Below are 22,684 nucleotides of genomic sequence, written 5' to 3' on the forward strand. Positions count from 1 at the left end.
CTTTTATTCTCTATGTGAATGAGTCAGATGCTTGTCAAAAACTCAATCACTATTTTACCAAACAATCGCGGCTGTTCCACATGGACCGTATGTCCTGCTTTTGGAACAATCTCTATTCTACTAGAAGGAAGCATCTTATGCACCTCTTGATTGATGGCGCAAAATTTTTCGTCCCACTCCCCGCAGATCAGAAGCACAGGAACATCTATTTCCTCTACACGGCTCCACAAGGAAGGCTGTGAACCGGTGCCCATGCCTGTTAAACTGTTCGCAAGCCCAATCTTATTGTTCCGCAGACGGCCCGATCGTATCCTGTGCCGAATATCTTCAGCCAGCCTCTGCTGAGATGAAAACAAAGGGATATTCTCCCAATACGCAACAAACGCTTTGAGCCCGTCTCGTAAAATAAAATCAGCAAGCTTCCGGTCCCGCATGATTCGTTCCCGCCGTTCCCCAAGTGTTTTGAGCCCCGGCGTCGTGCTTTCAAGCACAAGTGCCGATACCCGCTCGGGATATGTCATCGCAAAAGAGTAAGCAAGCCTTCCTCCCATAGAATACCCAATCAATTTCACTTTGTGAAGTTTTAATTGATCAAAAATCTCGGCAAGGTCAGAAACTTGCCGGCTTGTGCTGTATCTTTTCCCATTCAGCGGAGCATCGGTTTCACCATGCCCTAAACAATCAATTTTGATCAAACGGGAATCAGGCAGCATCTCATCAAGAAAAGTCCATGATTGTTTGCTGCCGGTAAACCCGTGCAGACAGACGACGGCTTCGGAAGCATTCGGTCCCTCGTCTGCCACTGCATATCGGACACCATCTGATACCGTTATGTTTACAGTTCCCATTGTTTTTTCACTTCCCGCACAGCCTCGTTCAGCATATCGCGATGAAGCTGGACTCTCGATTGGCGATCCGTTTTGATTTCGATCAAATGGAGTCCGGGCTTGTCTGCCTGCGGCGCGTAAGCTGTTTTGAATTCATCCCAAGAAGCCGGGCATGAATACGTTCCGCCGTAAAGTGCAGCCGCATGCTTGAAATCGAGCCCTGTCGGTGTGCCGAACAAATCTTCAAAGTGTGTCTTCTCAGAAGCCTGCGGCAAAAAGGAGAAGATCCCTCCGCCGTCATTATTGACAAGAATCACAGTAAGAGGAATACCCAGTTTTTTGGCCGCGAGCAGGCCGTTTAAATCGTGATAAAAAGATAAATCTCCAATCACAAGGGTAACAGGCGCTTTTGTTCCTTCACATACCCCCATCGCAGAGGAGACGACACCGTCTATCCCGTTTGCTCCCCGGTTTGAATAAATCCGGAAAGGGCGATCCTGCTTTTCAAAAAACGTATCAACATCCCTGATTGGCATGCTGTTGCCGACAAACAGCGAGCTGTTTTCAGGCACAAGATGCTGAAGGATTCGATAAAGATTGCCTTCAAACGAAACATCTTCACTGCTGATTGTTTGCAGATGCTCGCGGAACCGCCCATTGACAAACTGCCACTTTTCCAGCCACTCTGGGGCTCTGGTGGCAGCAGTAAGGCCTGCTATGATCTCCTCAGCAAAAACAGACGCATTACAATGAATCATATGCGCGCTTGCCTGTGTCGGGTCTCTCCACCCTCCATCCTCGTCAATCACGATTTGCTGAATCGCCGGATCATCCTTAAGCCATAAGAAAACCGGTTTTGAAACAGGCATCGGCCCAAACCGGATCACAACATCAGGACGAAGTTTCCGCTTCAGCTCATCATCTTTTAAAAATGAATCATACGCATCAATAACAGTGCTTTTATCATGAATACCATTCCGCAGATTAGATAGCGGATCCGCTAAAATCGGATACTGAAGCGCTTTTGACAGCGCAATAATGTTTTCCTTATCCGCTTCACTATGGAGCTCTCCGCAGACGATCATTCCCTTTTCAGCCTCTGCGAGCATTTCAGCCACATCAGACAGGGACTCGCGGTCAACAGACTGCGTACCCGTTTTCACAGACACATGACGGCCTGTTCTCATTCTTCCAAACGGCTCATCTGAAAGATCCGGCATCAGCGGTTCGCGCAGCGGCACATTCACATGGACAGGCCCCATCGGGCGCTTTTGTGCTTCTCCGGCAGCGCGGCTTGCCAGCGTTCGGATATATCTCAGCATTTGCGGAGACTCTTCAGGAAGAGCAGAGTCTGTGAAAAACTTAACAAAGTTGCCGAATAAGAAGTGCTGATTAATAGCCTGCGGTGCGCCTACTTCGCGCAGCTCATGAGGCCGATCAGCAGTTAACACAATAATGGGCACCCTTGAATAATGGGCTTCAACCACAGCCGGATAAAAGTTGGCCGCGGCTGTTCCAGATGTACAGATCAATAGTACGGGACGCTGCTTCGCTTTTGCCAAACCTAATGCAAAAAATCCGGCAGATCTTTCATCAATTTGGACATGGACGCTGATATCGGGATGCGCGGCACAAAGAACAGCCAGCGGTGTGGATCTTGAGCCCGGACAAACGACGGCGTCCGTAATTCCGGAAAGGGCGAATTCATCAATAAAACTTCCGATGTAATGAGTAATCGGGTTGACTGTCAACGCCTCTCACCTCCTAATGCAGAGATCATCGGCTTCAATTTAATCTGTGTTTCTTCATATTCCGAGATTGGTTCCGAGTCTTCCACAATACCACACCCGGCAAACAGCCTTGCTGTGTTTCCTTCGATCAGCCCTGAACGAATGGCTACCGCGAATTCCCCGTTATCCTGACTGTCAATCCAGCCGATAGGGGCCGCATACCAGCCGCGAGACATCGGTTCAATCTCTCTGATCACGTCAACAGCTTTTTCCTGAGGTGCTCCCCCAAGCGCCGGAGTGGGGTGCAGCTTCTCAATTAAGTCAAAAATCGAAGCAGACTCGCGCAGCTGTCCGACAATCGGCGTAAACAGGTGCTGAACGCTTTTTGTTTTGTACAAAACAGGTCCATCAGGCTTTTCAACCTCTGAACAGCTTGATACAAAAGCATTATGAATCATACCTACCACAATATCATGCTCAAGCAGGTTTTTCTCATCGTTTAATAATTCAAGGCCTATCCGGCGGTCGTCTTCTTCATTCACGCCTCGTTTAATGGAGCCTGCCAGACAGGAAGACATGACAGTGCCGCCGTCTCTTTTAATCAGTCTTTCCGGAGACGCGCCGACAAAGGTTTTGCCTTCTTGTTCAATTGCAAAAACATAGCTTGTCTGCTGATCGTCCAGAAGCGTTTTAAGCACCGGTTCAATTTGGATTGGACCGTCAAACGTGAGCAGCAGCTCTCGGGCAAGAACAACCTTATCATATTGTTTCTCTTTAATTTGGCTTGTAGCTGTTTCAATTGCTTTCAGCCAATCATCCTTATCCAGCTCTTCGGCTGCTGCAATCACAGCCTGATCTTCTTGCTTGAAATCGGGAACCATAAATTCCGCTGTAAAAGCTTTTAAGCCTTCTAAAACAGCTTCTGCATCTTCTCCTCCGCTTACCCATCTGTTAACAGTTAAGAACGGGCCTTCAGCAGTCATCGTCAGCATAAGCGCAGGCACAAAGAAATCCCCTTCCGAGAAATGGTCCCATTGTGAACCTCTTTCTTCGCAAGGGTCAAAAGAAAATCCTCCGAATAACACAGGTCCCACTGCAGAATGCTGCAGCTTTTCTTCTTCATAAATATGAAAAGCCGTCTTTTTAAAGCGCTCCCATTGTTCAAAAACCTCACGATACCGCTCGCTGTTTTTTTGATTTGTCTGGAAAACCGCTTCTTTGCCAAGACCGACTATTGTCAATTCACTTTCAGGATCTGACCAAAAAAATCGATTGCCTGTATATTTTTTTGCTCCGTAATTGAAAAATGATAGAGGGTCAAGAGACTCGATTTGTCTCGAATAGCTTATTAAGACAGCATGGTTGACTTCTTTGGCTTTATGTAATGCATGTAGAACTTCCTTTCGGAACGTACGCTGCACCGTTGTCACCATGAGACATTCCTCCATAATCCTTAAAATGCTTTTAATACCATACACCTGTGTCTCCTTTGTGTCAAACACAGATCATGCAGTCCAAATGGCCTGCCTTACCTATTATAAACCTAATTTCAGAAATGAAAAAGAAACAAAGCTTAAATTTCTTTCTCCACTGATAGCAAAGGTTGTATCCGCTTACCATAAAAGGAAAACCTCCTATATTCCTCCACCCGCCATTTATGAAAGTTCTCAGGCGATCTGTTCATACTAAAGGTATGCATCACAGAGAAACGAGGCGATCACATTGCTTACGAAAGAACAGCTTCAGCATTTAAAAAATGAACTGGAACAAACGAAAAAAGATATCTTAAACCGTTTCAAAGACAATGATCATTTTCAGCTTAACTCAGCCTTTCCTTATGATTCGTGGGGTGAGCTTTCGGCATACGACAACCATCCCGGCGATCAGGCGACAGAACTTTACGAGCGTGAGAAAGACATCGCTCTAGACTTGCATGAGCGAGAGCACCTTCGGGACATTGAGCATTCATTGAAGGCGATAGAAAATGGTACGTATGGCATTTGTGAAGTCAGCGGAAAGGAAATCCCTTTCGAACGACTTGAAGCGCTTCCGACTGCCACAACCCTCGCGGAGTATTCTTCACAGGACGTGGTTTCCAAAGACCGTCCGATTGAAGAAGAAACACCATTCGGGCAATTTGAATTTGATGATGATGAAGAAATCAGAGCGCCATATGACAGTGAGGATTCCTATCAGGATGTCGAAAAATATGGTAACTCACAAACGCCGCAGGATATGGAAAACCCTCCGCTCAGCTATGATGATATGACGATGAATGCCGAAGAGAATATCGGCAATACGGAGTCTTACGAAAATTTCATCGCTACAGATATCACTGGAAAAGAAATTACCGTTTATCAAAGCAGAGCCCATGAGCGCTATGAAGAAGAACTTGACGAAGAGGGAATCATGACCACATTCGGCGATCTCCACGCTGATTGAACCCCCGATTATTGGGGGTTCTTTTCCGTTTTCAGCATATCGTAAATCAGCTTCAGATAATCCTTTTGCAGGCCGATGTCATACCGCTCGCCCTCTAGCAATTTCCCGTATACGGTACATGCCCCGAGCGAAGCTTTTATCGCATCCGTTACCTGCACTTCTCCTCCGCTATCAGCTTCTAATGCCTCCAGCTCATTAAAAATATCCGGTGTGAAAATATAACGCCCTGCTGCGGCAAAATGAGACGGAGGGTTTTGTTTAGGTTTTTCCACAATATCCTGTATGCGATAAAGCCCTTTTTCAACAGACTCCCCCCTTATCACACCGTAATGATGTAAATCCTCCGTTTTTGTTTCTTTTAAGCCGATCACACTGGACTGATATTTCGTATACACTTCAATCAGCTGCCCCAAAGCCGGCTGATTAGCGGAAAAAATCAGATCATCAGGCAAAACGACGGCAAAAGGCTCTCCGCCTGCAAATTGCTTTCCGAAAGAAATGGCGTCGCCAAGACCCTTTGCATAAGGCTGCCGCACATAGTGAATCCGTATATCCGGAATGGGATGTTCACTAAGCAAATGCAGTTTATTCTTAGAGGCCAAAAAAGCCTCAAGTGCCAAAGAGGAATCAAAATAGTCGACAATCAGATTTTTATGGCTCGATACAACCATCAAAATGTCCTCAATGCCTGACTCCTTTAATTCTTCAACAAGATAATGAATCACAGGCTTAGATCCTACCGGAAACATTTCTTTCGGAATCACCTTCGTCACCGGCAGATTTCTCGTGCCGAATCCGCCTGCAGGAATGATCGCTTTTTTTATCATGTTATTTTCCCCTCAGCTCATGTTTATTACATGATATTCCAAGAGCGCATCCCGATGTTTGTACATCTGAAATTAGGCGGAAGCAACTGGGCAGAAAGCGGAATCACGAACCAGCCCTTTTTTAATAGGATATTGATATATGACCAGTAATCTTGTAAAGGAGCTCAGGTGATGAAAATTTGTGTGGTTGGCGCCGGGTATGTCGGTTTAACCCTATCAGCGGCACTGGCATCCATCGGACATGACATGATATGCACAGACAAAGACGTCAAAAAAATCGGGCAGCTGAAAAAAGGAGTCATTCCCTTTTACGAGCCTGGGCTTTCAGATGCAATACTTCGTTGCGGCAATCTCTCGTTTTCTTCTGAAGTGAAATCGAGCATGGAGGAATGTCCCGTTATTTTTATCGCAGTCGGAACCCCGCCGCGTTCGGACGGATCAGCTGATACGAAAGCCCTGCAGTCCGTCATCGGTGATTTAAGAGAGGCAATCCGATCGTATAAAACCATCATTACGAAAAGCACTGTTCCGCCCGGGACAAATGAAAACATAGCAAAACAGCTGATTGCCTCCGGAGTGTCTAAAAACCTCTTTAATATCGTATCCAATCCGGAGTTTCTGCGGGAAGGCAATGCCTTATATGACATGCTGCATCCTGACAAAACAGTCATCGGTGTTCAGGAAGAAGATCACGTATCGGCAGCTATCGTCAAATCCATTTACAAACACATTGATACCCCTTTTATCGTTACAAGCTTAGCGGGAGCAGAGCTGATCAAATATGCCAACAATTTCTTTTTAGCTGCCAAAATTTCGTTCATTAACGAAATGGCCCGCATATGTGAAGCCTATCAATCAGATATCTCAGATATTTCCCACGCTATCGGTCTAGACCCAAGGATCGGGGAGCACTTTTTGCAGGCAGGCATCGGATACGGAGGCTCTTGTTTTCCAAAGGATCTGCAGGCGTTGCAATTTGCTGCCCAGAAAAAAAACACGGAGACCTTCCTGCTCCAAGCCGTGCAGCACATTAATGACACCCAGCTCGGCCTGTATATCAAAAAAATACAGTCATTCTTCGAAACACTTCAAGGCAAGAAAGCGGCTGTACTCGGCATTTCCTTCAAACCGAATACCGATGACATTAGGAATTCTCAGGCTGTCAGACTGATGGAAAGGCTGGCGGAGCTGGGATGTGATGTTCATGCATATGATCCTGAAGCTGTACTTCCAGAACATTTGCGGCAGCATGTAACTCAGCATTCTCAAGCTTTTGATGCGATCGAAGAAAGCGACTTTTTATTTTTGGCGACAGAATGGCCCGAGTTTTTAGCGTTTGATTGGAAAAAGGCTGCAGGCATCATGAAAGGGCGTCTTGTGATTGACGGACGCAACGTATTAAAAAAAGAACTGATCGAGGCTTGCGGCCTGATCTGTACGGGAGTTGGCCGTCCATGAAAATACTCGTCACAGGAGCAGCGGGCTTTATCGGCTCCCACCTCTGCGAAGAATTACTAAAAGATAAGAAACATAACGTTATCGGAATCGATGACTTTATCGGTCCTACTCCATTTTCCTTGAAATTAAAAAACCTTAAAAACCTGCTGCCGGAAAAGCGATTTACGTTCATAAAGGAAAATCTGCTGACAGCGGATCTTGCTCCCTTACTGGAAGGAGTGGACGTCATCTTTCATTTGGCGGCCATACCGGGTGTCCGCTCAAGCTGGGGCAGTCATTTTCACCCATATGCCGCACATAATATCCAAGCGCTCCAAAGGCTCCTCGAGGCGTGCCGGGAACATTCTATTCAAACGTTCGTCTTTGCATCCACCTCTTCCGTCTATGGTGAAAAACAAGGAAAAGTCAGCGAAAACACGTCGCTTTCTCCTTTATCTCCGTACGGGGTAACAAAGCTTACGGGAGAAAAGCTTTGCCATGTGTATCAACAGAGCTTTGGCATTCCAATTGTGATTCTCCGTTTTTTTACCGTATACGGGCCAAGACAGCGGCCGGATATGGCTTTTCACCGGCTCATTAAGCAGCACCTTCAGCAAAAGCCGCTTACCATCTTCGGTGATGGGCAGCAGTCAAGAGATTTCACTTATATCGGCGACTGTGTCAAAGGCATCACCGCTGTTCTTGGGAAACCCCACCTTATTGGTGAAACAGTAAATATCGGCGGTGCTGAGCGTGCCTCAGTCTTAAAGGTTGTCTCCCTCATTGAGGATATTTCCGGTAGAAAAGCAACACTGCACTTTTCGGACAAAATAGCAGGGGAACCGAGCAACACGTGGGCGGATATTTCAAAAGCAAAACAGCTCTTGCATTATGATCCCGCCACATCCTTAAAGGATGGCTTGACCAACGAAATCGCCTATTTATCGTCGCTGTATCAGGGGGAATAAAAATGAAGCTTGCCTTTATCTGTACAGAAAAGCTGCCGGCGCCCGCAGTACGCGGCGGCGCTATTCAAATGATGATTGACGGTGTCACGCCCTATTTCAGCAGCAGGTACGACCTGACCATTTTTTCAATTGAAGATCCATCGCTTCCAAAAAGAGAAACAAAAGACGGCGTACATTATATCCATCTGCCAAAAGAACATTACCGCGAGGCGGTAGCCGAAGAGCTGCGAGCCTCTTCCTTTGACCTCATTCATGTGTTCAACAGGCCTTTAAATGTCTCTTTATATAAAAAAGCCTCACCAAACAGCAAGATCGTTCTGAGCCTGCATAACGAAATGTTTTCTGAAAAAAAGATGACCTTCGCGCAAGGAAAAGAAGTACTCGACAATGTCTCCATGATCACAACTGTGAGCGAATTTATTAAACAAACCGTCATTGAACGTTTCCCTGAAGCAGAGGACATCACAAAAGTTGTGTATTCCGGCGTTGATTTAAACTCTTATCCGCCCGTCTGGACGATGAAAGGCTCGGCTGTCAGAAAAACATACCGGAAAAAATACGGTATTGAAGATAAAAAAGTTATTTTATTCGCCGGCCGCTTAAGCCCGACAAAAGGACCTCACCTTCTCATTCACAGCATGAGACGGATTTTGCAGCAGCACCCTGATGCTGTACTGGTCATAGCAGGCGGGAAGTGGTTCAGCGATGACAGCGAAAACCAATATGTAACCTATCTGCGCACGCTGGCGCTGCCATACAGAGACCACATAATCTTTACAAAATTCATTCCCGCTGACGACATCCCAAACCTTTTTCTGATGGCAGATGTATTTGTGTGCAGCTCTCAGTGGAACGAACCCCTCGCCCGTGTGAATTATGAAGCAATGGCGGCCGGCACGCCCTTAATTACCACAAACCGGGGCGGAAACGGAGAAGTCGTAAAAGACGAAGTCACCGGCCTTGTCATCGACAGATACAACAAACCTTCTTCATTTGCAAAAGCAATTGACAGAGCCTTTACAGATCAAGAATTAATGAGCAAAATGACAAAAAACGCCCGACAGCATGTAGAAGCTTTATTTACCTTTACCCATGCGGCCAAAAGGCTCAATACTGTTTACCAATCCGTTCTCACTCCGAAAAACAAACAATTTCCGCCGCCTTTTCTGACGCAAAATTTTGATTTATCATCTATCAATCAGCTTTTTGTGAAAGCAAAAACATAAAACCTACAGCTCGTGTTGCAAAACGGGCTGTTTTTTTGCTGCAGAGAACATGAAAAAAGGCATAAATATGACTTTATGCCTTGCGCTTTACGGTATGAGAAAACCATGGAGCTGGTTTAGATTCACTTGGAAGAATGATGATTTCCACTCTAGCTTCCTCCGCTAAGTCTGGTTCTTCATCTTCCTCCTCTTCTTCTACATATGGGGGCGCTGAGCGTTTCGAATCACGTTCCTCCTCAGGCTCTAGAATGGTTTCGAATTTCTTTTCTTCTTCATCATCGACGATTTTGTGATCTGTTTCCTTTTCCTTCGTTTCTTCTTGATATTCTTTCGGTGCATTGATGTGAGGGAGCTCTCGAATGCTGCCCACATCTAAATGCTTCTCCTCTTCTTCCTTCTCAGCTGAGGTTGAGTCATGAGCCTGCCATCCCATCGGTCCAGGCGGTGTAAATACGAATTGGTCGAGATCCAGTTTAGAAATAGAGGCTTTTTGTCTCGATGACCTCATGTCAATTCGCCTCCCGATACGCTTTTATCTTTTTATACAGTTCCGGCAGTTTATCCAAAAACGAATCTTTAGATTCTTCAACAGAAATCATGTTTTGCAACGCCCAGTTATACTTCTCATCTGACCACGTTTTCTTTTGCTTCAAATAATATTTGTGCCCGATTGCACAGAACAAATGCGGAAACGCGAGATCAATCCAAAGTACCTCGTACAGTTTTTCTGTGAGTGGATACACTGCGTCGTAGGACGCAAGCAGTGCAACCATGAAATCAGTATCCCATACAGAAAGCTTAACCATCACTTTATTCAGCAGAATACGAAGGTCTCTTGACGGCAAATCGTAGGTAATCGAGTGAAGCTCCTTTAAAAAAGGCTCCCCTTCGATCTCTGTCAAACGTGCCAATGTAAAATCCTGAAAACAGAATCCGCCATGCTCGAGCGTTTCTTTTGTCCAGGTTTCGTATTCTGAGTCATCAAGCGCCTGAAGAGCTTCTTTTCCTCTTGCCAGCATTTTATCAGCATGTTTTAAGAAAGTTTGCGAAAATACGTCATCAGGATAGGATGCCGCGATCTGCATATTCCCTTCAAGTTCCTGCAGCTTCCATCGGTACAATTTGTGCCATTTTCCCAGCCTGCTTCTCTTCTTGCTTTCATCTGTGCAAACATATCCTTTTGAGGCATGATGAAAATGGCCGGCAAATGACATGACTTTTTTCATTTGCTCTGCATCATAGTAAATCATTTCTTTTCCTGTCACTTTGTCATATAAGCTGTAAGAAACCTGATCCGTGCCCAAGCAGCTCCCGCCATTTTTTGTTTGATGAATCGGCGCTATCGGCAGCCCTTTCTCTTGTAAATGGGCGTGTGCCTGAGTGATAAAAAGCATCCGCTCCGGTTTCATTTGCGCTTCTTTTAGCAGCTTTGGGCCATGATCAGTTTCGACTTCCCAGATTTTGCGTCCGCTTTTGTTCGATTTCAGCGCCACATTGTCAATATGAAAAGGATAATAGCTGAGAATTTCGGACACAATCTGTTCTTCATGCTCTTTTTGGTACACTCTGTTCACCCCTTCTATCTGTTCTTTTCATAGACGCTGAGCAGATTTTCAGCCACCCTCTGCCAGCCAAAATTGCTTTCTGCCTCACGGCGGCTGTATTTCCCAAGCCGTTCCCGCTTTTCCGAGCTGCTCAGCAAATCATTGATACGTTCGGCATATTGTTTAGGATTTTCAAAGTCATGAATGATGTAGCCGTTTTTCCCTTCCTCTATGACCTCTGGATTGCCTCCCCGATTGCTTGTAATAATAGGAAGTCCCGCAGCCATCGCTTCATAATGCACCCTTGCTAAAGGCTCCTGCCATTGCGAAGAGCATACAAATACATCTGACATGGTATAAAGGCGCGGAATGTCCTTTGGCTTCACAAATTGAATAAATGTGACATGATCCTTTTGCATCGCACCAAGGGTATGAAGATGTTTGACATAGTTATTTAATTCATTATCTCCGAACCATTTTGACCCGATAAACACCATCATGACATCGGGGTGCTCCTCAATGATGTCCGGCAAAGCCTGCAATAATATGTGCGGGCCTTTGACTTTGCTAAGCCGGCCGACAAACAAGACGATTTTTTTGCCGTGAAGCCCCAGCTCGCTTCGCATCTCTTCGCGAGCTCGCTGCCCTTCATTCGTCCAGCGAGGGTGGTACGTTTTTAAATCCACACCGGAATACACCGTTTTTGTTTTTGATCGTGCTGACGGAAAACGGCTTGTGATCGTCTGTCCGATATAATCGCTGACCGTAACAATCTGCGCTACGGAGTCGATGCAAATCTCGCCTTCCGCCTGGCTGATTTTATCGTAAGCGAACATTTCATTGTGAACGCTTAAAATAAAAACAGCATCCGGCGCCTGTTTCTTCAATTTCGGAACCCAGCTTGGGCGATTACAAACATGCACAAGATCAAAACGGCTCTTTTTCAGCTCTGCTCCAACGGCTTCTTCATAACGGTCTTCATCCAAATGCACATAATGGACACCGTCTACCTTCTCTCTATCAGCGAGATTCGGATCTTTAATAGAAAACACAGTCACCTCATGTTTTTTTGCAATTAAAGGGGCAACCGCTTCGAGGTAGATTTGAATGGCGCCTCCTCGAACCGATGGGACAGGAAGCTTCTCTGTGGCGATCAGTGCTATTTTCATACATAGCCTCCATTCCTGCATGATTTTTAACTAGTTAGAATCATGATACGGCTGAACAACCAACTTGTGCGGAATGGGACTGCCCTAAAAACAAAACGGGTAAACAACCAGATTCATCTATTAAATATAGTCAAATAACTCAATCATTTTTTCCTTTTGATTCATAAGGTAGGAGTAAAACAGGTAAGGATGTGTCCTTTAATGGCAGAAAACCATGAAGTCATTGAGGAGGGGAATTCATCAGAGCTTCCTTTATCAGCAGAAGATGCAAAAAAATTAACGGAGCTGGCTGAAAATGTGCTTCAAGGATGGGATGTGCAGGCTGAAAAAATAGACGTCATTCAGGGAAACCAGATGGCGCTTGTCTGGAAGGTCCACACAGACTCCGGCGCGGTTTGTCTAAAACGAATACACAGGCCAGAAAAGAAAGCGTTGTTTTCCATTTTCGCGCAGGACTATTTAGCAAAAAAAGGCATGAATGTTCCTGGCATACTCCCAAACAAAAAAGGCAGCCTATATTCTAGGCACGGCTCATTTCTATTTGTCGTATATGACTGGATCGAAGGAAGACCGTTTGAGCTGACTGTAAAGCAGGACTTGGAGTTTATCATGAAAGGCCTTGCTGATTTTCATACAGCTTCCGTCGGATATCAGCCGCCAAATGGCGTTCCCATATTTACCAAATTAGGTCGCTGGCCGAATCACTACACGAAACGGTGCAAACAGATGGAAACGTGGAAGCTGATGGCGAGAGCGGAAAAAGAAGACCCTTTCTCACAGCTTTATCTTCAGGAGATAGACAGCTTCATTGAAGACGGCCTGCGCATCAAAGACCGGCTTTTGCAATCGACCTATGTTCCATGGACTGAACAGCTGAAAAAAAGCCCTAACCTTTGCCACCAGGATTACGGAACCGGGAATACACTCTTAGGAGAAAATGAACAGATTTGGGTCATCGACTTAGATACCGTATCATTTGATCTGCCTATTCGTGATTTGCGCAAAATGATTATTCCGCTTTTGGATACGACGGGTGTTTGGGATGACGAGACATTTCATGTCATGCTGAACGCATACGAATCCAGAGCCCCATTAACTGAAGAACAAAAACAAGTCATGTTTATAGATATGCTGTTTCCTTATGAGCTTTACGATGTCATTCGCGAAAAATACGTCCGCAAGTCTGCTTTACCGAAGGAAGAATTAGAATCAGCTTTTGAATATGAACGCATTAAATCAAACGCATTGCAGCAGCTGATTTAAACCCATCATTTCCCCCGCATATCGGGGGTTTGATCTTTATAAGATAAAGGGTAAATAAATACATACGGAGGGTACAAACATGAAAAAGATTTTAGGCGCCATAGCGGTTTTTGTAATTACATATGCGCTGTTTTCAGCCGCAGGCTACCTGTTTCCTGTGGACCAAGAATGGTACAATTCATTGAAAAAACCGGACTGGACGCCAAGCGGAACTGCGATCGGCATCATTTGGGCCATCCTGTTTGCCCTGATCTCCCTTTCAGCAGCCATTGTATATGCTGCGTTTTCATTTAAAGGTGCGAAAAGCTTTTGGTTTACACTTTTGATAAATTACGTGCTCAATCAAGCCTTCAGCTATTTCCAGTTTACGCAAAAAAATCTGCTGGCTGCATCGCTTGACTGCCTGCTTGTCGCCATCACAGCAATCGTATTACTGATCATTGCCAAAAAATACAGCAGAACCGCAAGCTATCTTCTTTTGCCTTATTTTTTATGGAGTGCATTTGCGACGTTCTTATCCTTTACAATCAATTCAATGAATCTGTGAACAAAAAAAGCCGCTTATACAGCAGCTTTTTCACATCATCGGCTTGATGCCCCAAATGTCCTTCGCATATTCCCGGATCGTGCGGTCGCTGGAGAAATATCCTGAATGAGCAATGTTTACAATCGAACGCTCAGACCATTTCCTTCGCTCTCGATAATCAGCTTGAATTCGCTCCTGCGCATCTGCATATGAGCTGAAATCCTTCAGCACAAAATACTCATCATTATGCGGAAGCAGCGAGTCAAAGATCGATTCAAATTCATCTGCTTCTCCTTCAAAAAAACCATTGATCAGCTGATCCGCTACCTGCCTGATTCTTCTGTCATGCTGATAATATTCCCTCGATCTATAGCCGCCGTTTTCCTGATACGATAGAACCTCATCCGCCTTTAAGCCGAACGTGTAAATACAGTCAGGGCCCACCCGCTCAAGGATCTCGATATTTGCTCCGTCATGCGTGCCGATCGTCAAAGCCCCGTTCATCATAAACTTCATATTCCCTGTACCAGACGCTTCCTTGCTTGCGGTTGAAATTTGCTCACTTACGTCTGATGCCGGAAAAATTCGCTCAGCCATAGAAACTCTATAATTTTCTAAAAAAACAACTTTGATCAGCTGTTTGACCGCCGGATCATAATTGACTTTTTCTGCGACAGAATGGATCAGCTTAATGATTTTCTTGGCATAATAATAGCTTGGTGAAGCCTTTGCCCCGAAAATAAAGGTTTGCGGGTAGATTGAAAACCCCGAATCCTCCTTGAGGCGGTTATACAAATACATAATGTGAAGAACATTCAGCAGCTGCCGTTTATATGCATGAAGCCGTTTCACCTGTACGTCGAATATGCTCTCAGGGTTCACAACCACCCCGGCCGTGCAAAAAATCAAATCGGCAAGCTCTTGTTTTTTCTTGATTTTGTTGTTTTGAAACTGTTCAATAAATGCAGGATCAGTGGCGTACGGTTCTAAACGGATCAGTGATTCCGGCTGTTTGACCCATTCATCGCCGATCGCCTCTGTAATGATGGCAGACAAGCCTGGATTCGCTTTTAACAGCCAGCGCCTGTGGGCAATTCCATTCGTCTTATTGTTAAAACGATTCGGAAACAGCAAGTGAAAGTCGCGCATCTCCCTTTCCTTTAATATATCGGAATGTATTTTTGCAACGCCATTTACACTGTAGCTGCCTACTATGGCCAGATGAGCCATTTTGACAACACCATGCGCTGTAATCGCCATGTTCTCTATCCTTTTCCAGTCTCCCGGATACTTTTCCCAAACTGCGCGGCAAAACCTCTCATTGATCTCTTCAATAATCATGTACATTCGCGGGAGCAGCGGCTTAAACAAATGAATCGGCCATTTCTCGAGCGCTTCTGACAATGTTGTATGATTTGTATAAGAAATCGTATGTACAGTGATATGCCAAGCTTCTTCCCAGCTCATGTTCTCTTCATCGAGCAAAATCCGCATCAGCTCAGGCACCGCAAGCGCAGGGTGAGTGTCATTAATATGAATGCTCACTTTTTTATGCAGGCCGGATAAAGATTTATGTGTTTTACGGTAATTGTTCACAATGCTTTTTAAGCTTGCGCATACTAAAAAATACTGCTGCTTCAGCCGTAAAATTTTCCCCTCATCATGGGTGTCATCGGGATATAAGAATTCAGAAACCGCTTCTGTTTCTCGCTTATAAGACAAAATATTACCGCCGTGATAATGCGCATAGGGCTCGGCGTTCCAAAGCCTTAACGTGTTGACAGTGCCCGTTTCATAGCCGATGATCGGTATATCATAAGGAACAGCGGTAACAATTGTCGCTTGTTCGTGGCGAAAATGCAGGCGCCCGCTTTTTTCTGTCATATGGACTTCGCCCCAAAACGGCACGTCCACTGCTTGATCCGCATTCCTTACTTCCCATACGTTCCCGTTTTTCAGCCATTGCTCAGGCAGCTCCACCTGATGCCCGTCTACAATTTTTTGCTCAAACAAACCATGCTTATAACGTATGCCCATCCCGTGCCCCGGCAGGTTCAACGAAGCAAGAGAATCTAAAAAGCAAGCGGCCAAGCGGCCAAGCCCGCCGTTGCCGAGACCTGCATCGTTCTCTATCTGAAGGATTTCCTCTAAATTGATGCCGATTTCTTTTAAACCAGCTTCTACAACATCACGAACACCAAGATTCATTAAGTTTTGCTCAAGGAGCTGACCGAGCAGAAATTCGATTGATAAATAATATGTCTGCTTCCCGGAATTTGATCTGCTTTTTTCATTCGTTTCGATCCAATCAGCGCTGATATACTCTCTGACCATATTGCCCAACGTTTTATATTGATCCAGCTTGGCAGAATCTTTAAAGCTTTTTCCGCACGTCATTTCCAGACGCTTTAAAAATAAGTCTGCAAAGCGTTCTTTACTCGAGAACATCCCGTCCACTCCTTGTCACCTGCTCGAAAATACGCTGATACTCTTTAGCCGACTTCCCCCAGCTGTAATCTGCATTCATAGCGGTCTTCACGATGCTCTTCCATACATCCTGTTGGCGATAAAACGACAGCGCCCTTTCTATAGTAAATTTCAGATCATGCGCATTAAAGGCAGAAAACGTAAAGCCATTGCCCGTTCCCTCTTTCTCCTGATAGGCACGGACAGTGTCGTAAAGACCACCCGTTTCCCTGACAATCGGAATGGCGCCATATTGAAGAGCAATGAGCTGCCCCAAACCGCACGGCTCAAATTTCGACGGCATCAAAAACATATCAGAGCCCGCATAAATTTGATGGGCTAGCGGCTCATCAAACCCGATATAAGCACGGCACTTCTCATGAAAAGCAAATTCTGCATACCGGAAATAATCTTCAAATTCACGTTCTCCTGTGCCCAGCACAACCAGCTGTATGTCTTGCTCCTCAAGAAGTTCATGCATAATTCTGCGGACAAGATCAAGCCCCTTTTGTTTAGTGAGCCTTGTCACCATACTGATCAGCGGAATATCGTTTTTCTCTGGAAGCCCCATCCGCCGCTGAAGCTTCGTTTTGTTTTCCAACTTGCATGCAAGATCCCCTGAATCGTATTGCGCCTCTATATAAGGATCGCTTTTCGGCTGATAGAACGTATCATCAATGCCATTTAATATGCCGGTTACATCATTTTCCCTATATTGCAAAACCTGTTCCAGCTGCTCACCATAATACGGAGTCAATATTTCATTTCTGTAAGTGGGGCTCACAGTTGTCACATGATCAGCCGCAATGATGCCCGCCTTCATAAAATTAACAAATCCGTTGCATTCTAACCTTTCATAATGAAAATGATCCATCTCAAGACCCAGCAAGTCATGTGTGACATCAGGAGGGAATATGCCTTGAAACTGCAGGTTGTGGATCGTGAGCACGCTTTTCATACGTTCATAAAAAGGATGTTTTCTGTACTCCTCTTTCAGCAAATAATTGACCATCGCTGTATGCCAATCGTGAGTATGAACAATATCGGCTGGAACATTCACAACTTTGGCAGCCTCCAGCACAGCTCTTGAAAAAAAGGCAAACCGCTCACCGTCATCATAATGCCCGTACAACGAATCCCTGTTGAAATAGTACTCATTGTCAATGAAGTAATAATTCACATCATCTTCGTCCATATGTTCAATTCCGCAATATTGCTGCCGCCAGCCGACAGCTACGGTGCACTCAGCCTTTTTCTTCATACGCTTTTTCCACGGCTCAGGTATTTGGCTGTACTTCGGCAGCATCACATATACTTCATTGCCTAATCGCGCAAGCGCCTTCGGAAGAGCGCCTGCTACATCGGCAAGACCTCCTGATTTAACAAATGGGGTGCATTCAGACACAGCAAATAATATCTTCAAGAATTCATCAGCTCTCCTTGCACCAAACCTTTTCTTAATACAAGCGGCTGGTCAGCTGTTCCAGCAGCTTCCGTCGCCTTGCCGATTTTAACGTCCTTATCAGAAATGACCTGCTCAAGAAGGCAATCCTCGCCAATCTGCGTTTTTTGCATAATAATGCAGTTTTTCAGCTTCGTCCCCTTTCCGACATGGACCGCCCTGAACAAAATGCAGTTTTCAACCTCTCCTTCAAGCACACAGCCGTTTGCCACCAAAGAATTTTTGACAGTGCTGTGTTTTCCGTATTTCGTCGGCGGTTCATCCTTCACTTTTGTGTAGATAGGCTGCTGCGGCAAAAACACCTGCTGCCAAAAACGGGGCTGAATGAGTTCCATACTGTGGGTATAATATTTTTCCACCGAATCAATAACTGCGGCATAACCTGAATATTCATAAGGGCAAATGGTCAGGGCGGAAGATTCCTTTTCAACAGCCTCCTGAATGGTTTTATAGCCTTTTTCACTATGTCCGTAGATCAGATCCTTTAAAAGCGTTGTTGACATGATATAGATTTGCAGCGACTGGCCGTCCTGAAATACCTCGGTGACGTCGCAGCCAACCTCCTGGTGGCGTTTCAGCACATATTGAAATTGAATGTTGCATACGGTATGGCTGTTGGAGATAACAGCATATTGCTGAGTGCTTCTGTGGAAGTAATCTAGATGGTCCGAAAACTGGCGAAAGGAACCGAATTCATCGTATTCGTGATGAAGATGGGGAGACGGGAAAAAAAAGAGGCCGTCCTTTTTCCGGTGCAAATCCCATTCCTTACCCGCCCCAAGGTGATCCATGAGCGAACGGTAACGATACTTCGGAAAAATTGCAACACTCCTAATATCCGCATTCACCATGTTGGAAAGCATAAAATCAATCAGTCGGTACCTGCCGGCAAAAGGGATCGCCCCGAGCGACCGCTGTGCTGTTAAATCCTGAAGAGAATGCTTATATGTGGTTTCATCTATAACACCTAACATTTGATTATTGAACACTGACTCTGCCCCCTCTTCAGTAATTAAATCAATTCTTTTTCTACAAATTCCTCTGAAACGAGCAGCACCTCTTCAATGTCTTTTTCGGAGCGAATCACTGCGCCATCCGGCAGCACCATCCCATTAGGAACAATGGCATTTTCAATGACTACATGCTCCCCAATCGTCACATCCGGCATTATGACGGATGATGTAACAGTCGTATGCTTACCGACAGTCACACCTTGAAAAAGAACGGAGTGAGACACATTTCCATATACAACACAACCTTCGTTCACAAGCGAGTCTTGAACCTGCGCATCAGATGAAATAAATTGCGGAGGCTGATTTGGATTGACGGAGTAAATTTTCCATTTGCGTTCAAACAGCTTCAGCTCCGAGTCCTCTTTTAACAAATCCATATTGGCTTCCCACAAGCTCTGCACCGTTCCGACATCCTTCCAATATCCCTTGAACGGATAAGCAGAAAGCTTCTTTTTCTCTTCCAAAAGCAGAGGAATAATGTCTTTGCCGAAGTCGTGGCTAGAATAAGGGTTTTGATCGTCCATCTCAAGATACTGTTTCAAAAGCGGCCAATTGAATATATAAATTCCCATTGAGGCAAGATTGCTCTTAGGGAATTTGGGCTTTTCATCAAAATGTGTGATCGTCCCATCTGGATTGGCCTTCATGATGCCGAATCGGCTTGCTTCCTCCCAGCCCACTTCGATGACAGAGATGGTCACATCTGCTTTCTTTTCAATGTGATAATCAAGCATTTTGCCGTAGTCCATTTTGTATATGTGATCTCCTGATAAAATCAGTACATACTCCGGATCATACTGATTCAAATAATTGAGATTTTCATAAATGGCGCTTGCCGTCCCTTTATACCATTTGACTTCTGATGACTCGGCATAAGGGGGTAAAACCGTCACGCCGCCATTATATCTATCCAGGTCCCATGCACTGCCGATCCCAATATAGGAATTCAGCTCAAGCGGCTGATATTGCGTTAAAATCCCGACTGTGTCTATGCCTGAATTAGAACAGTTGCTTAGGGTAAAATCAATAATCCTGTATTTTCCCCCGAAAGATACAGCCGGTTTGGCCATATTTTTTGTTAATCCGCTGAGACGGCTGCCCTTCCCGCCGGCAAGGAGCATGGCTACACATTGTTTTTTCATCTTTTTATCTCTCCTCTTTTTTTAACCGCCCGTAAAATCGAGATGCCGTAAGGGGGGATGGTCATCGTGATATAACACGGTTTATGATGAAGTGCTCCCTTTTTAGCCGATAACGGCTTTTTGTTGATTTGCCCTGAGCCTCCATATGTTTCACTGTCACTGTTAAGCACTTCAATGTATTGAGTGAAAAAAGGAACTCCAACATCATATTGATGATAGACCACGGGTGTAAAATTACAAATGATGACAAGCGCCTCACCGTGCTTTTTGCCATAACGAATAAAAGAAAAGATTGATTGTTCGTCATTATGGACATCAATCCATTCAAACGATTGTGCACGATGGTCATGCTCATAAAGGATTTTGCTTTTTTGGTAAAAGCGGAGAAGATCTTGCGTAAAAACGCTGGCTTTCTGATGCATGGGGAAGGAGTCCAAAAACCAATCAAGCTGTTCTGTATCTTTCCATTCATCAAATTGGGCAAACTCTGATCCCATAAAGATCAATTTCTTTCCGGGATGCACTGTCATATAGCCCAGCAAAAGCCGATACTGGGCAAATTTCTGCCAGTAGTCGCCAGGCATTTTATTAAGAAGTGATTTTTTTCCGTATACGACTTCATCATGAGAAAACGGCAATACAAAATGCTCACTAAACGCATACAGTAATGAAAAAGAGATAAGCTGATGACAATGCCGCCTTTCTTCGGGCGGCGTCTCCATGTATTTCAGTACGTCATTCATCCATCCCATATTCCATTTATAATGAAAACCAAGCCCTCCTTCCTCAACGGCACCTGTCACTTGAGGCCATTCTGTAGAATCTTCCGCAATCATCATCACATGAGGATATGCCTCTCTCATGGTTTGATTGAGTTTTTTTAAAAAATCAACAGCATATGGATTCGTGTGGCGTTCATCCTGATTTGGCCAATACAGGATATTAGCCACTGCATCAACCCTAAATCCATCTATATGATAGAATTCCGCCCAGTACAACGCATTCGAAATTAAAAAACTATGAACTTCCGGTTTCCCCAGGTCAAAGTTTGCCGTGCCCCATAACCAGTTCTCCCGATCACGTTCTTCTTTGTATTCATAAAGCGGTTCTCCATCAAACATATAAAGGCCATGTGCATCTTTACAAAAATGTCCGGGGACCCAATCCAAAATGACTCCGATATTTTGTTGATGACATTCATCAACAAACTTCATCAGATCATGCGGCGGGCCAAACCTGCTTGTCGGGCTGTAATACCCCGTTCCTTGGTAACCCCATGAACGATCATATGGATGCTCATACACCGGAAGCAGTTCAATATGGGTAAACCCATGCTCCTTGATATAAGGGATAAGCGTCTGACTTAATTCTATATAGGAATAATGCCTGCCATCAGAATGCTTCTTCCAAGACCCAAGATGCAGTTCATAAATGAAAACAGGTTTTTCATACAGCGTCTTAGCCTTCTGTTTCTTTTGCCATTTTTGATCTTGCCAGCTGTATCCTTCCAAATCGTAAGTAAGTGACGCTGTGTTTGGTCTGACTTCTGAATAAATAGCGTATGGATCTGCCTTCAGCCTGATCTCACCGTTATTCGTCACGATTTCATATTTATATCGTTCCTTTTCTCCTATACCTGGAATAAATAACGTCCAAATGCCATTATCATTCACTCTGTGCATCACATGCTCTTCTCCAGACCAGCTGTTAAAATCTCCAGCCACTCGTACTTCCGACGCATGAGGCGCCCACACACAGAATTCATATCCGCTTTTGCCATTCAGCTCGCGGTAATGCGAGCCAAACAGCTGATAGCTTTTAAACAGACTGCCTTCGTGAAAAAGATAAACATCATGTGCTGTCGGGCTGGCAGCGGCCATGTAATCATCCTTTCTGACATCATAGTTTTCATTTATAGTATTTATTCGAAGAAATAAAAAAAAGCCCTTTCCTGAAAGCGCTTATACTTATAGACAATTAACTTCATTTTCTGAAGAAAAACGAAATATATGGAGATTTTTGTAGTCTGTTTTTAAAATAAAGAACAAAATCTAAGACATATCATGATTTATAAAAACAAAAAAACCTTGCAGGATATGCAAGGCTTCTGGATGACCCGTACGGGATTCGAACCCGTGTTACCGCCGTGAAAGGGCGGTGTCTTAACCGCTTGACCAACGGGCCGATAATTATGATATCTGTAATCATATGGCGGAGAAGGAGGGATTTGAACCCTCGCGCCGCTTACACGACCTACACCCTTAGCAGGGGCGCCTCTTCAGCCACTTGAGTACTTCTCCATTTGGCTCCACAGGCAGGATTCGAACCTGCGACCGATCGGTTAACAGCCGATAGCTCTACCACTGAGCTACTGTGGAACAAAAGTCATGGTGGGCCTGAATGGACTCGAACCATCGACCTCACGCTTATCAGGCGTGCGCTCTAACCAGCTGAGCTACAGGCCCATGACGACATAGAAATGGAGCGGGTGATGGGAATCGAACCCACGACATCAGCTTGGAAGGCTGAGGTTTTACCACTAAACTACACCCGCAATTTTTATTTGGGGCGATTGATGGGAATCGAACCCACGAATGCCAGAGCCACAATCTGGTGCGTTAACCACTTCGCCACAACCGCCA

Annotated in this window: 18 protein-coding genes and 6 tRNA genes; 6 read left to right on the plus strand and 18 right to left on the minus strand. The window is 45.0% G+C overall.

Going from position 1 to position 22,684, the window contains the following annotated elements; translation table 11 throughout:
* Positions 1-23: 23 nt before the first annotated feature.
* From menH to M1D65_RS15070, 3 genes are read right to left on the minus strand one after another with little or no spacing between them, the layout of a single operon-like run.
* On the minus strand, positions 24-848 hold the full coding sequence (gene menH, locus M1D65_RS15060; RefSeq protein ID WP_124072840.1) for a 2-succinyl-6-hydroxy-2,4-cyclohexadiene-1-carboxylate synthase: 825 nt from the start codon (positions 846-848) through the stop codon (positions 24-26).
* Positions 836-2,578, minus strand: a complete 1,743-nt coding sequence (gene menD, locus M1D65_RS15065; protein ID WP_064670853.1) for a 2-succinyl-5-enolpyruvyl-6-hydroxy-3-cyclohexene-1-carboxylic-acid synthase — start codon at positions 2,576-2,578, stop codon at positions 836-838. Before menD ends, menH begins: the two co-directional genes overlap by 13 nt.
* Positions 2,575-3,990, minus strand: a complete 1,416-nt coding sequence (locus tag M1D65_RS15070; RefSeq protein ID WP_064670852.1) for an isochorismate synthase — start codon at positions 3,988-3,990, stop codon at positions 2,575-2,577. The genes menD and M1D65_RS15070 overlap by 4 nt, the downstream gene beginning before the upstream one ends.
* Positions 3,991-4,279: 289 nt before the next feature.
* Between M1D65_RS15070 and M1D65_RS15075 the strand changes: the two genes are divergently transcribed.
* A complete protein-coding gene (locus M1D65_RS15075; protein WP_003229046.1) occupies positions 4,280-4,999 on the plus strand; it encodes a yteA family sporulation protein in 720 nt (239 codons plus the stop codon).
* Positions 5,000-5,007: 8 nt separating this feature from the next.
* Here the strand turns inward: M1D65_RS15075 and M1D65_RS15080 are convergent, their stop codons facing one another.
* A complete protein-coding gene (locus tag M1D65_RS15080; protein ID WP_038829931.1) occupies positions 5,008-5,826 on the minus strand; it encodes a UTP--glucose-1-phosphate uridylyltransferase in 819 nt (272 codons plus the stop codon).
* A gap of 171 nt (positions 5,827-5,997) precedes the next feature.
* Between M1D65_RS15080 and M1D65_RS15085 the strand changes: the two genes are divergently transcribed.
* From M1D65_RS15085 to M1D65_RS15095, 3 genes are read left to right on the plus strand one after another with little or no spacing between them, the layout of a single operon-like run.
* A complete protein-coding gene (locus M1D65_RS15085) occupies positions 5,998-7,284 on the plus strand; it encodes a UDP-glucose dehydrogenase family protein (protein WP_276353345.1) in 1,287 nt (428 codons plus the stop codon).
* The gene (locus tag M1D65_RS15090; RefSeq protein ID WP_070547676.1) at positions 7,281-8,231 is read left to right on the plus strand and encodes an NAD-dependent epimerase/dehydratase family protein; all 951 of its coding nucleotides are present in this window, start codon (positions 7,281-7,283) and stop codon (positions 8,229-8,231) included. The genes M1D65_RS15085 and M1D65_RS15090 overlap by 4 nt, the downstream gene beginning before the upstream one ends.
* A 2-nt stretch (positions 8,232-8,233) precedes the next feature.
* Complete coding sequence (locus tag M1D65_RS15095; RefSeq protein WP_015714581.1) at positions 8,234-9,457, plus strand: glycosyltransferase family 4 protein; 1,224 nt, start codon at positions 8,234-8,236, stop codon at positions 9,455-9,457.
* A gap of 73 nt (positions 9,458-9,530) precedes the next feature.
* Here M1D65_RS15095 and M1D65_RS15100 read toward each other — a convergent pair whose 3' ends face one another.
* Genes M1D65_RS15100 through cotSA form a run of 3 tightly spaced genes read right to left on the minus strand, consistent with a single transcriptional unit; the run spans position 9,531 to position 12,170 of the window.
* Positions 9,531-9,965: a hypothetical protein gene (locus M1D65_RS15100; protein ID WP_456270606.1), complete on the minus strand. Its 435-nt coding sequence runs from the start codon at positions 9,963-9,965 to the stop codon at positions 9,531-9,533.
* Between the two features lies 1 nt (position 9,966).
* Positions 9,967-11,022, minus strand: coding sequence for a spore coat putative kinase CotS (cotS, locus tag M1D65_RS15105; protein WP_276353350.1), 1,056 nt, complete (start codon positions 11,020-11,022; stop codon positions 9,967-9,969).
* A gap of 14 nt (positions 11,023-11,036) precedes the next feature.
* Positions 11,037-12,170: a spore coat protein CotSA gene (gene cotSA, locus M1D65_RS15110; RefSeq protein WP_003229028.1), complete on the minus strand. Its 1,134-nt coding sequence runs from the start codon at positions 12,168-12,170 to the stop codon at positions 11,037-11,039.
* 189 nt (positions 12,171-12,359) lie between these two features.
* On the opposite strand from cotSA, the gene cotI reads away from it, so the two are divergent.
* Both cotI and M1D65_RS15120 read left to right on the plus strand, forming a co-directional pair.
* A complete protein-coding gene (cotI, locus tag M1D65_RS15115; RefSeq protein ID WP_161621761.1) occupies positions 12,360-13,433 on the plus strand; it encodes a spore coat kinase CotI in 1,074 nt (357 codons plus the stop codon).
* 79 nt (positions 13,434-13,512) lie between these two features.
* Positions 13,513-13,980, plus strand: coding sequence for a TspO/MBR family protein (locus M1D65_RS15120; protein ID WP_276353353.1), 468 nt, complete (start codon positions 13,513-13,515; stop codon positions 13,978-13,980).
* A 30-nt stretch (positions 13,981-14,010) separates the two neighbouring features.
* On the opposite strand, the gene glgP is transcribed toward M1D65_RS15120, so the two are convergent.
* The 11 genes from glgP to M1D65_RS15175 form a co-directional block, all read right to left on the minus strand.
* Entirely contained in the window at positions 14,011-16,407 is a 2,397-nt protein-coding gene (gene glgP / locus M1D65_RS15125; protein WP_276353355.1) for a glycogen phosphorylase GlgP, read from the minus strand.
* Entirely contained in the window at positions 16,394-17,848 is a 1,455-nt protein-coding gene (glgA, locus tag M1D65_RS15130; protein WP_172861253.1) for a glycogen synthase GlgA, read from the minus strand. The genes glgP and glgA overlap by 14 nt, the downstream gene beginning before the upstream one ends.
* Positions 17,845-18,876 carry a glucose-1-phosphate adenylyltransferase subunit GlgD gene (glgD, locus tag M1D65_RS15135; protein ID WP_080286227.1) on the minus strand — a complete coding sequence of 344 codons (1,032 nt, stop codon included), beginning with the start codon at positions 18,874-18,876 and terminating at the stop codon, positions 17,845-17,847. Before glgD ends, glgA begins: the two co-directional genes overlap by 4 nt.
* A 23-nt stretch (positions 18,877-18,899) precedes the next feature.
* Positions 18,900-20,042 (minus strand): glucose-1-phosphate adenylyltransferase, encoded by a 1,143-nt coding sequence (locus tag M1D65_RS15140; RefSeq protein WP_003229018.1) that lies wholly within the window; start codon positions 20,040-20,042, stop codon positions 18,900-18,902.
* On the minus strand, positions 20,039-21,922 hold the full coding sequence (glgB, locus tag M1D65_RS15145) for a 1,4-alpha-glucan branching enzyme (RefSeq protein WP_085187192.1): 1,884 nt from the start codon (positions 21,920-21,922) through the stop codon (positions 20,039-20,041). The genes M1D65_RS15140 and glgB overlap by 4 nt, the downstream gene beginning before the upstream one ends.
* A 232-nt stretch (positions 21,923-22,154) precedes the next feature.
* Positions 22,155-22,226, minus strand: a tRNA-Glu gene (locus M1D65_RS15150).
* A gap of 25 nt (positions 22,227-22,251) precedes the next feature.
* A tRNA-Ser gene (locus M1D65_RS15155) sits at positions 22,252-22,342 on the minus strand.
* A gap of 3 nt (positions 22,343-22,345) precedes the next feature.
* Positions 22,346-22,420: transfer RNA gene (locus M1D65_RS15160), tRNA-Asn, on the minus strand.
* 10 nt (positions 22,421-22,430) lie between these two features.
* A tRNA-Ile gene (locus tag M1D65_RS15165) sits at positions 22,431-22,507 on the minus strand.
* A gap of 15 nt (positions 22,508-22,522) precedes the next feature.
* Positions 22,523-22,596 (minus strand) — tRNA-Gly (locus M1D65_RS15170).
* 10 nt (positions 22,597-22,606) lie between these two features.
* A tRNA-His gene (locus M1D65_RS15175) sits at positions 22,607-22,682 on the minus strand.
* Positions 22,683-22,684: the final 2 nt, after the last annotated feature.

The organism is Bacillus sp. JZ39 (genome assembly GCF_053903145.1).

What these genes read in the sequence shown, in the direction of transcription:
- cotI (WP_161621761.1), top strand. Translation starts at nt 12,360, where the DNA reads ATGTGTCCTTTAATGGCAGAAAACCATGAAGTCATTGAGGAGGGGAAT.
- menH (WP_124072840.1), bottom strand. Translation starts at nt 848, where the DNA reads ATGGGAACTGTAAACATAACGGTATCAGATGGTGTCCGATATGCAGTG.
- M1D65_RS15070 (WP_064670852.1), bottom strand. Translation starts at nt 3,990, where the DNA reads ATGGTGACAACGGTGCAGCGTACGTTCCGAAAGGAAGTTCTACATGCA.
- M1D65_RS15100 (WP_456270606.1), bottom strand. Translation starts at nt 9,965, where the DNA reads ATGAGGTCATCGAGACAAAAAGCCTCTATTTCTAAACTGGATCTCGAC.
- M1D65_RS15120 (WP_276353353.1), top strand. Translation starts at nt 13,513, where the DNA reads ATGAAAAAGATTTTAGGCGCCATAGCGGTTTTTGTAATTACATATGCG.
- M1D65_RS15140 (WP_003229018.1), bottom strand. Translation starts at nt 20,042, where the DNA reads ATGAAAAAACAATGTGTAGCCATGCTCCTTGCCGGCGGGAAGGGCAGC.
- cotSA (WP_003229028.1), bottom strand. Translation starts at nt 12,170, where the DNA reads ATGAAAATAGCACTGATCGCCACAGAGAAGCTTCCTGTCCCATCGGTT.
- M1D65_RS15095 (WP_015714581.1), top strand. Translation starts at nt 8,234, where the DNA reads ATGAAGCTTGCCTTTATCTGTACAGAAAAGCTGCCGGCGCCCGCAGTA.
- M1D65_RS15080 (WP_038829931.1), bottom strand. Translation starts at nt 5,826, where the DNA reads ATGATAAAAAAAGCGATCATTCCTGCAGGCGGATTCGGCACGAGAAAT.
- M1D65_RS15090 (WP_070547676.1), top strand. Translation starts at nt 7,281, where the DNA reads ATGAAAATACTCGTCACAGGAGCAGCGGGCTTTATCGGCTCCCACCTC.
- M1D65_RS15085 (WP_276353345.1), top strand. Translation starts at nt 5,998, where the DNA reads ATGAAAATTTGTGTGGTTGGCGCCGGGTATGTCGGTTTAACCCTATCA.
- glgB (WP_085187192.1), bottom strand. Translation starts at nt 21,922, where the DNA reads ATGGCCGCTGCCAGCCCGACAGCACATGATGTTTATCTTTTTCACGAA.
- glgP (WP_276353355.1), bottom strand. Translation starts at nt 16,407, where the DNA reads ATGTTCTCGAGTAAAGAACGCTTTGCAGACTTATTTTTAAAGCGTCTG.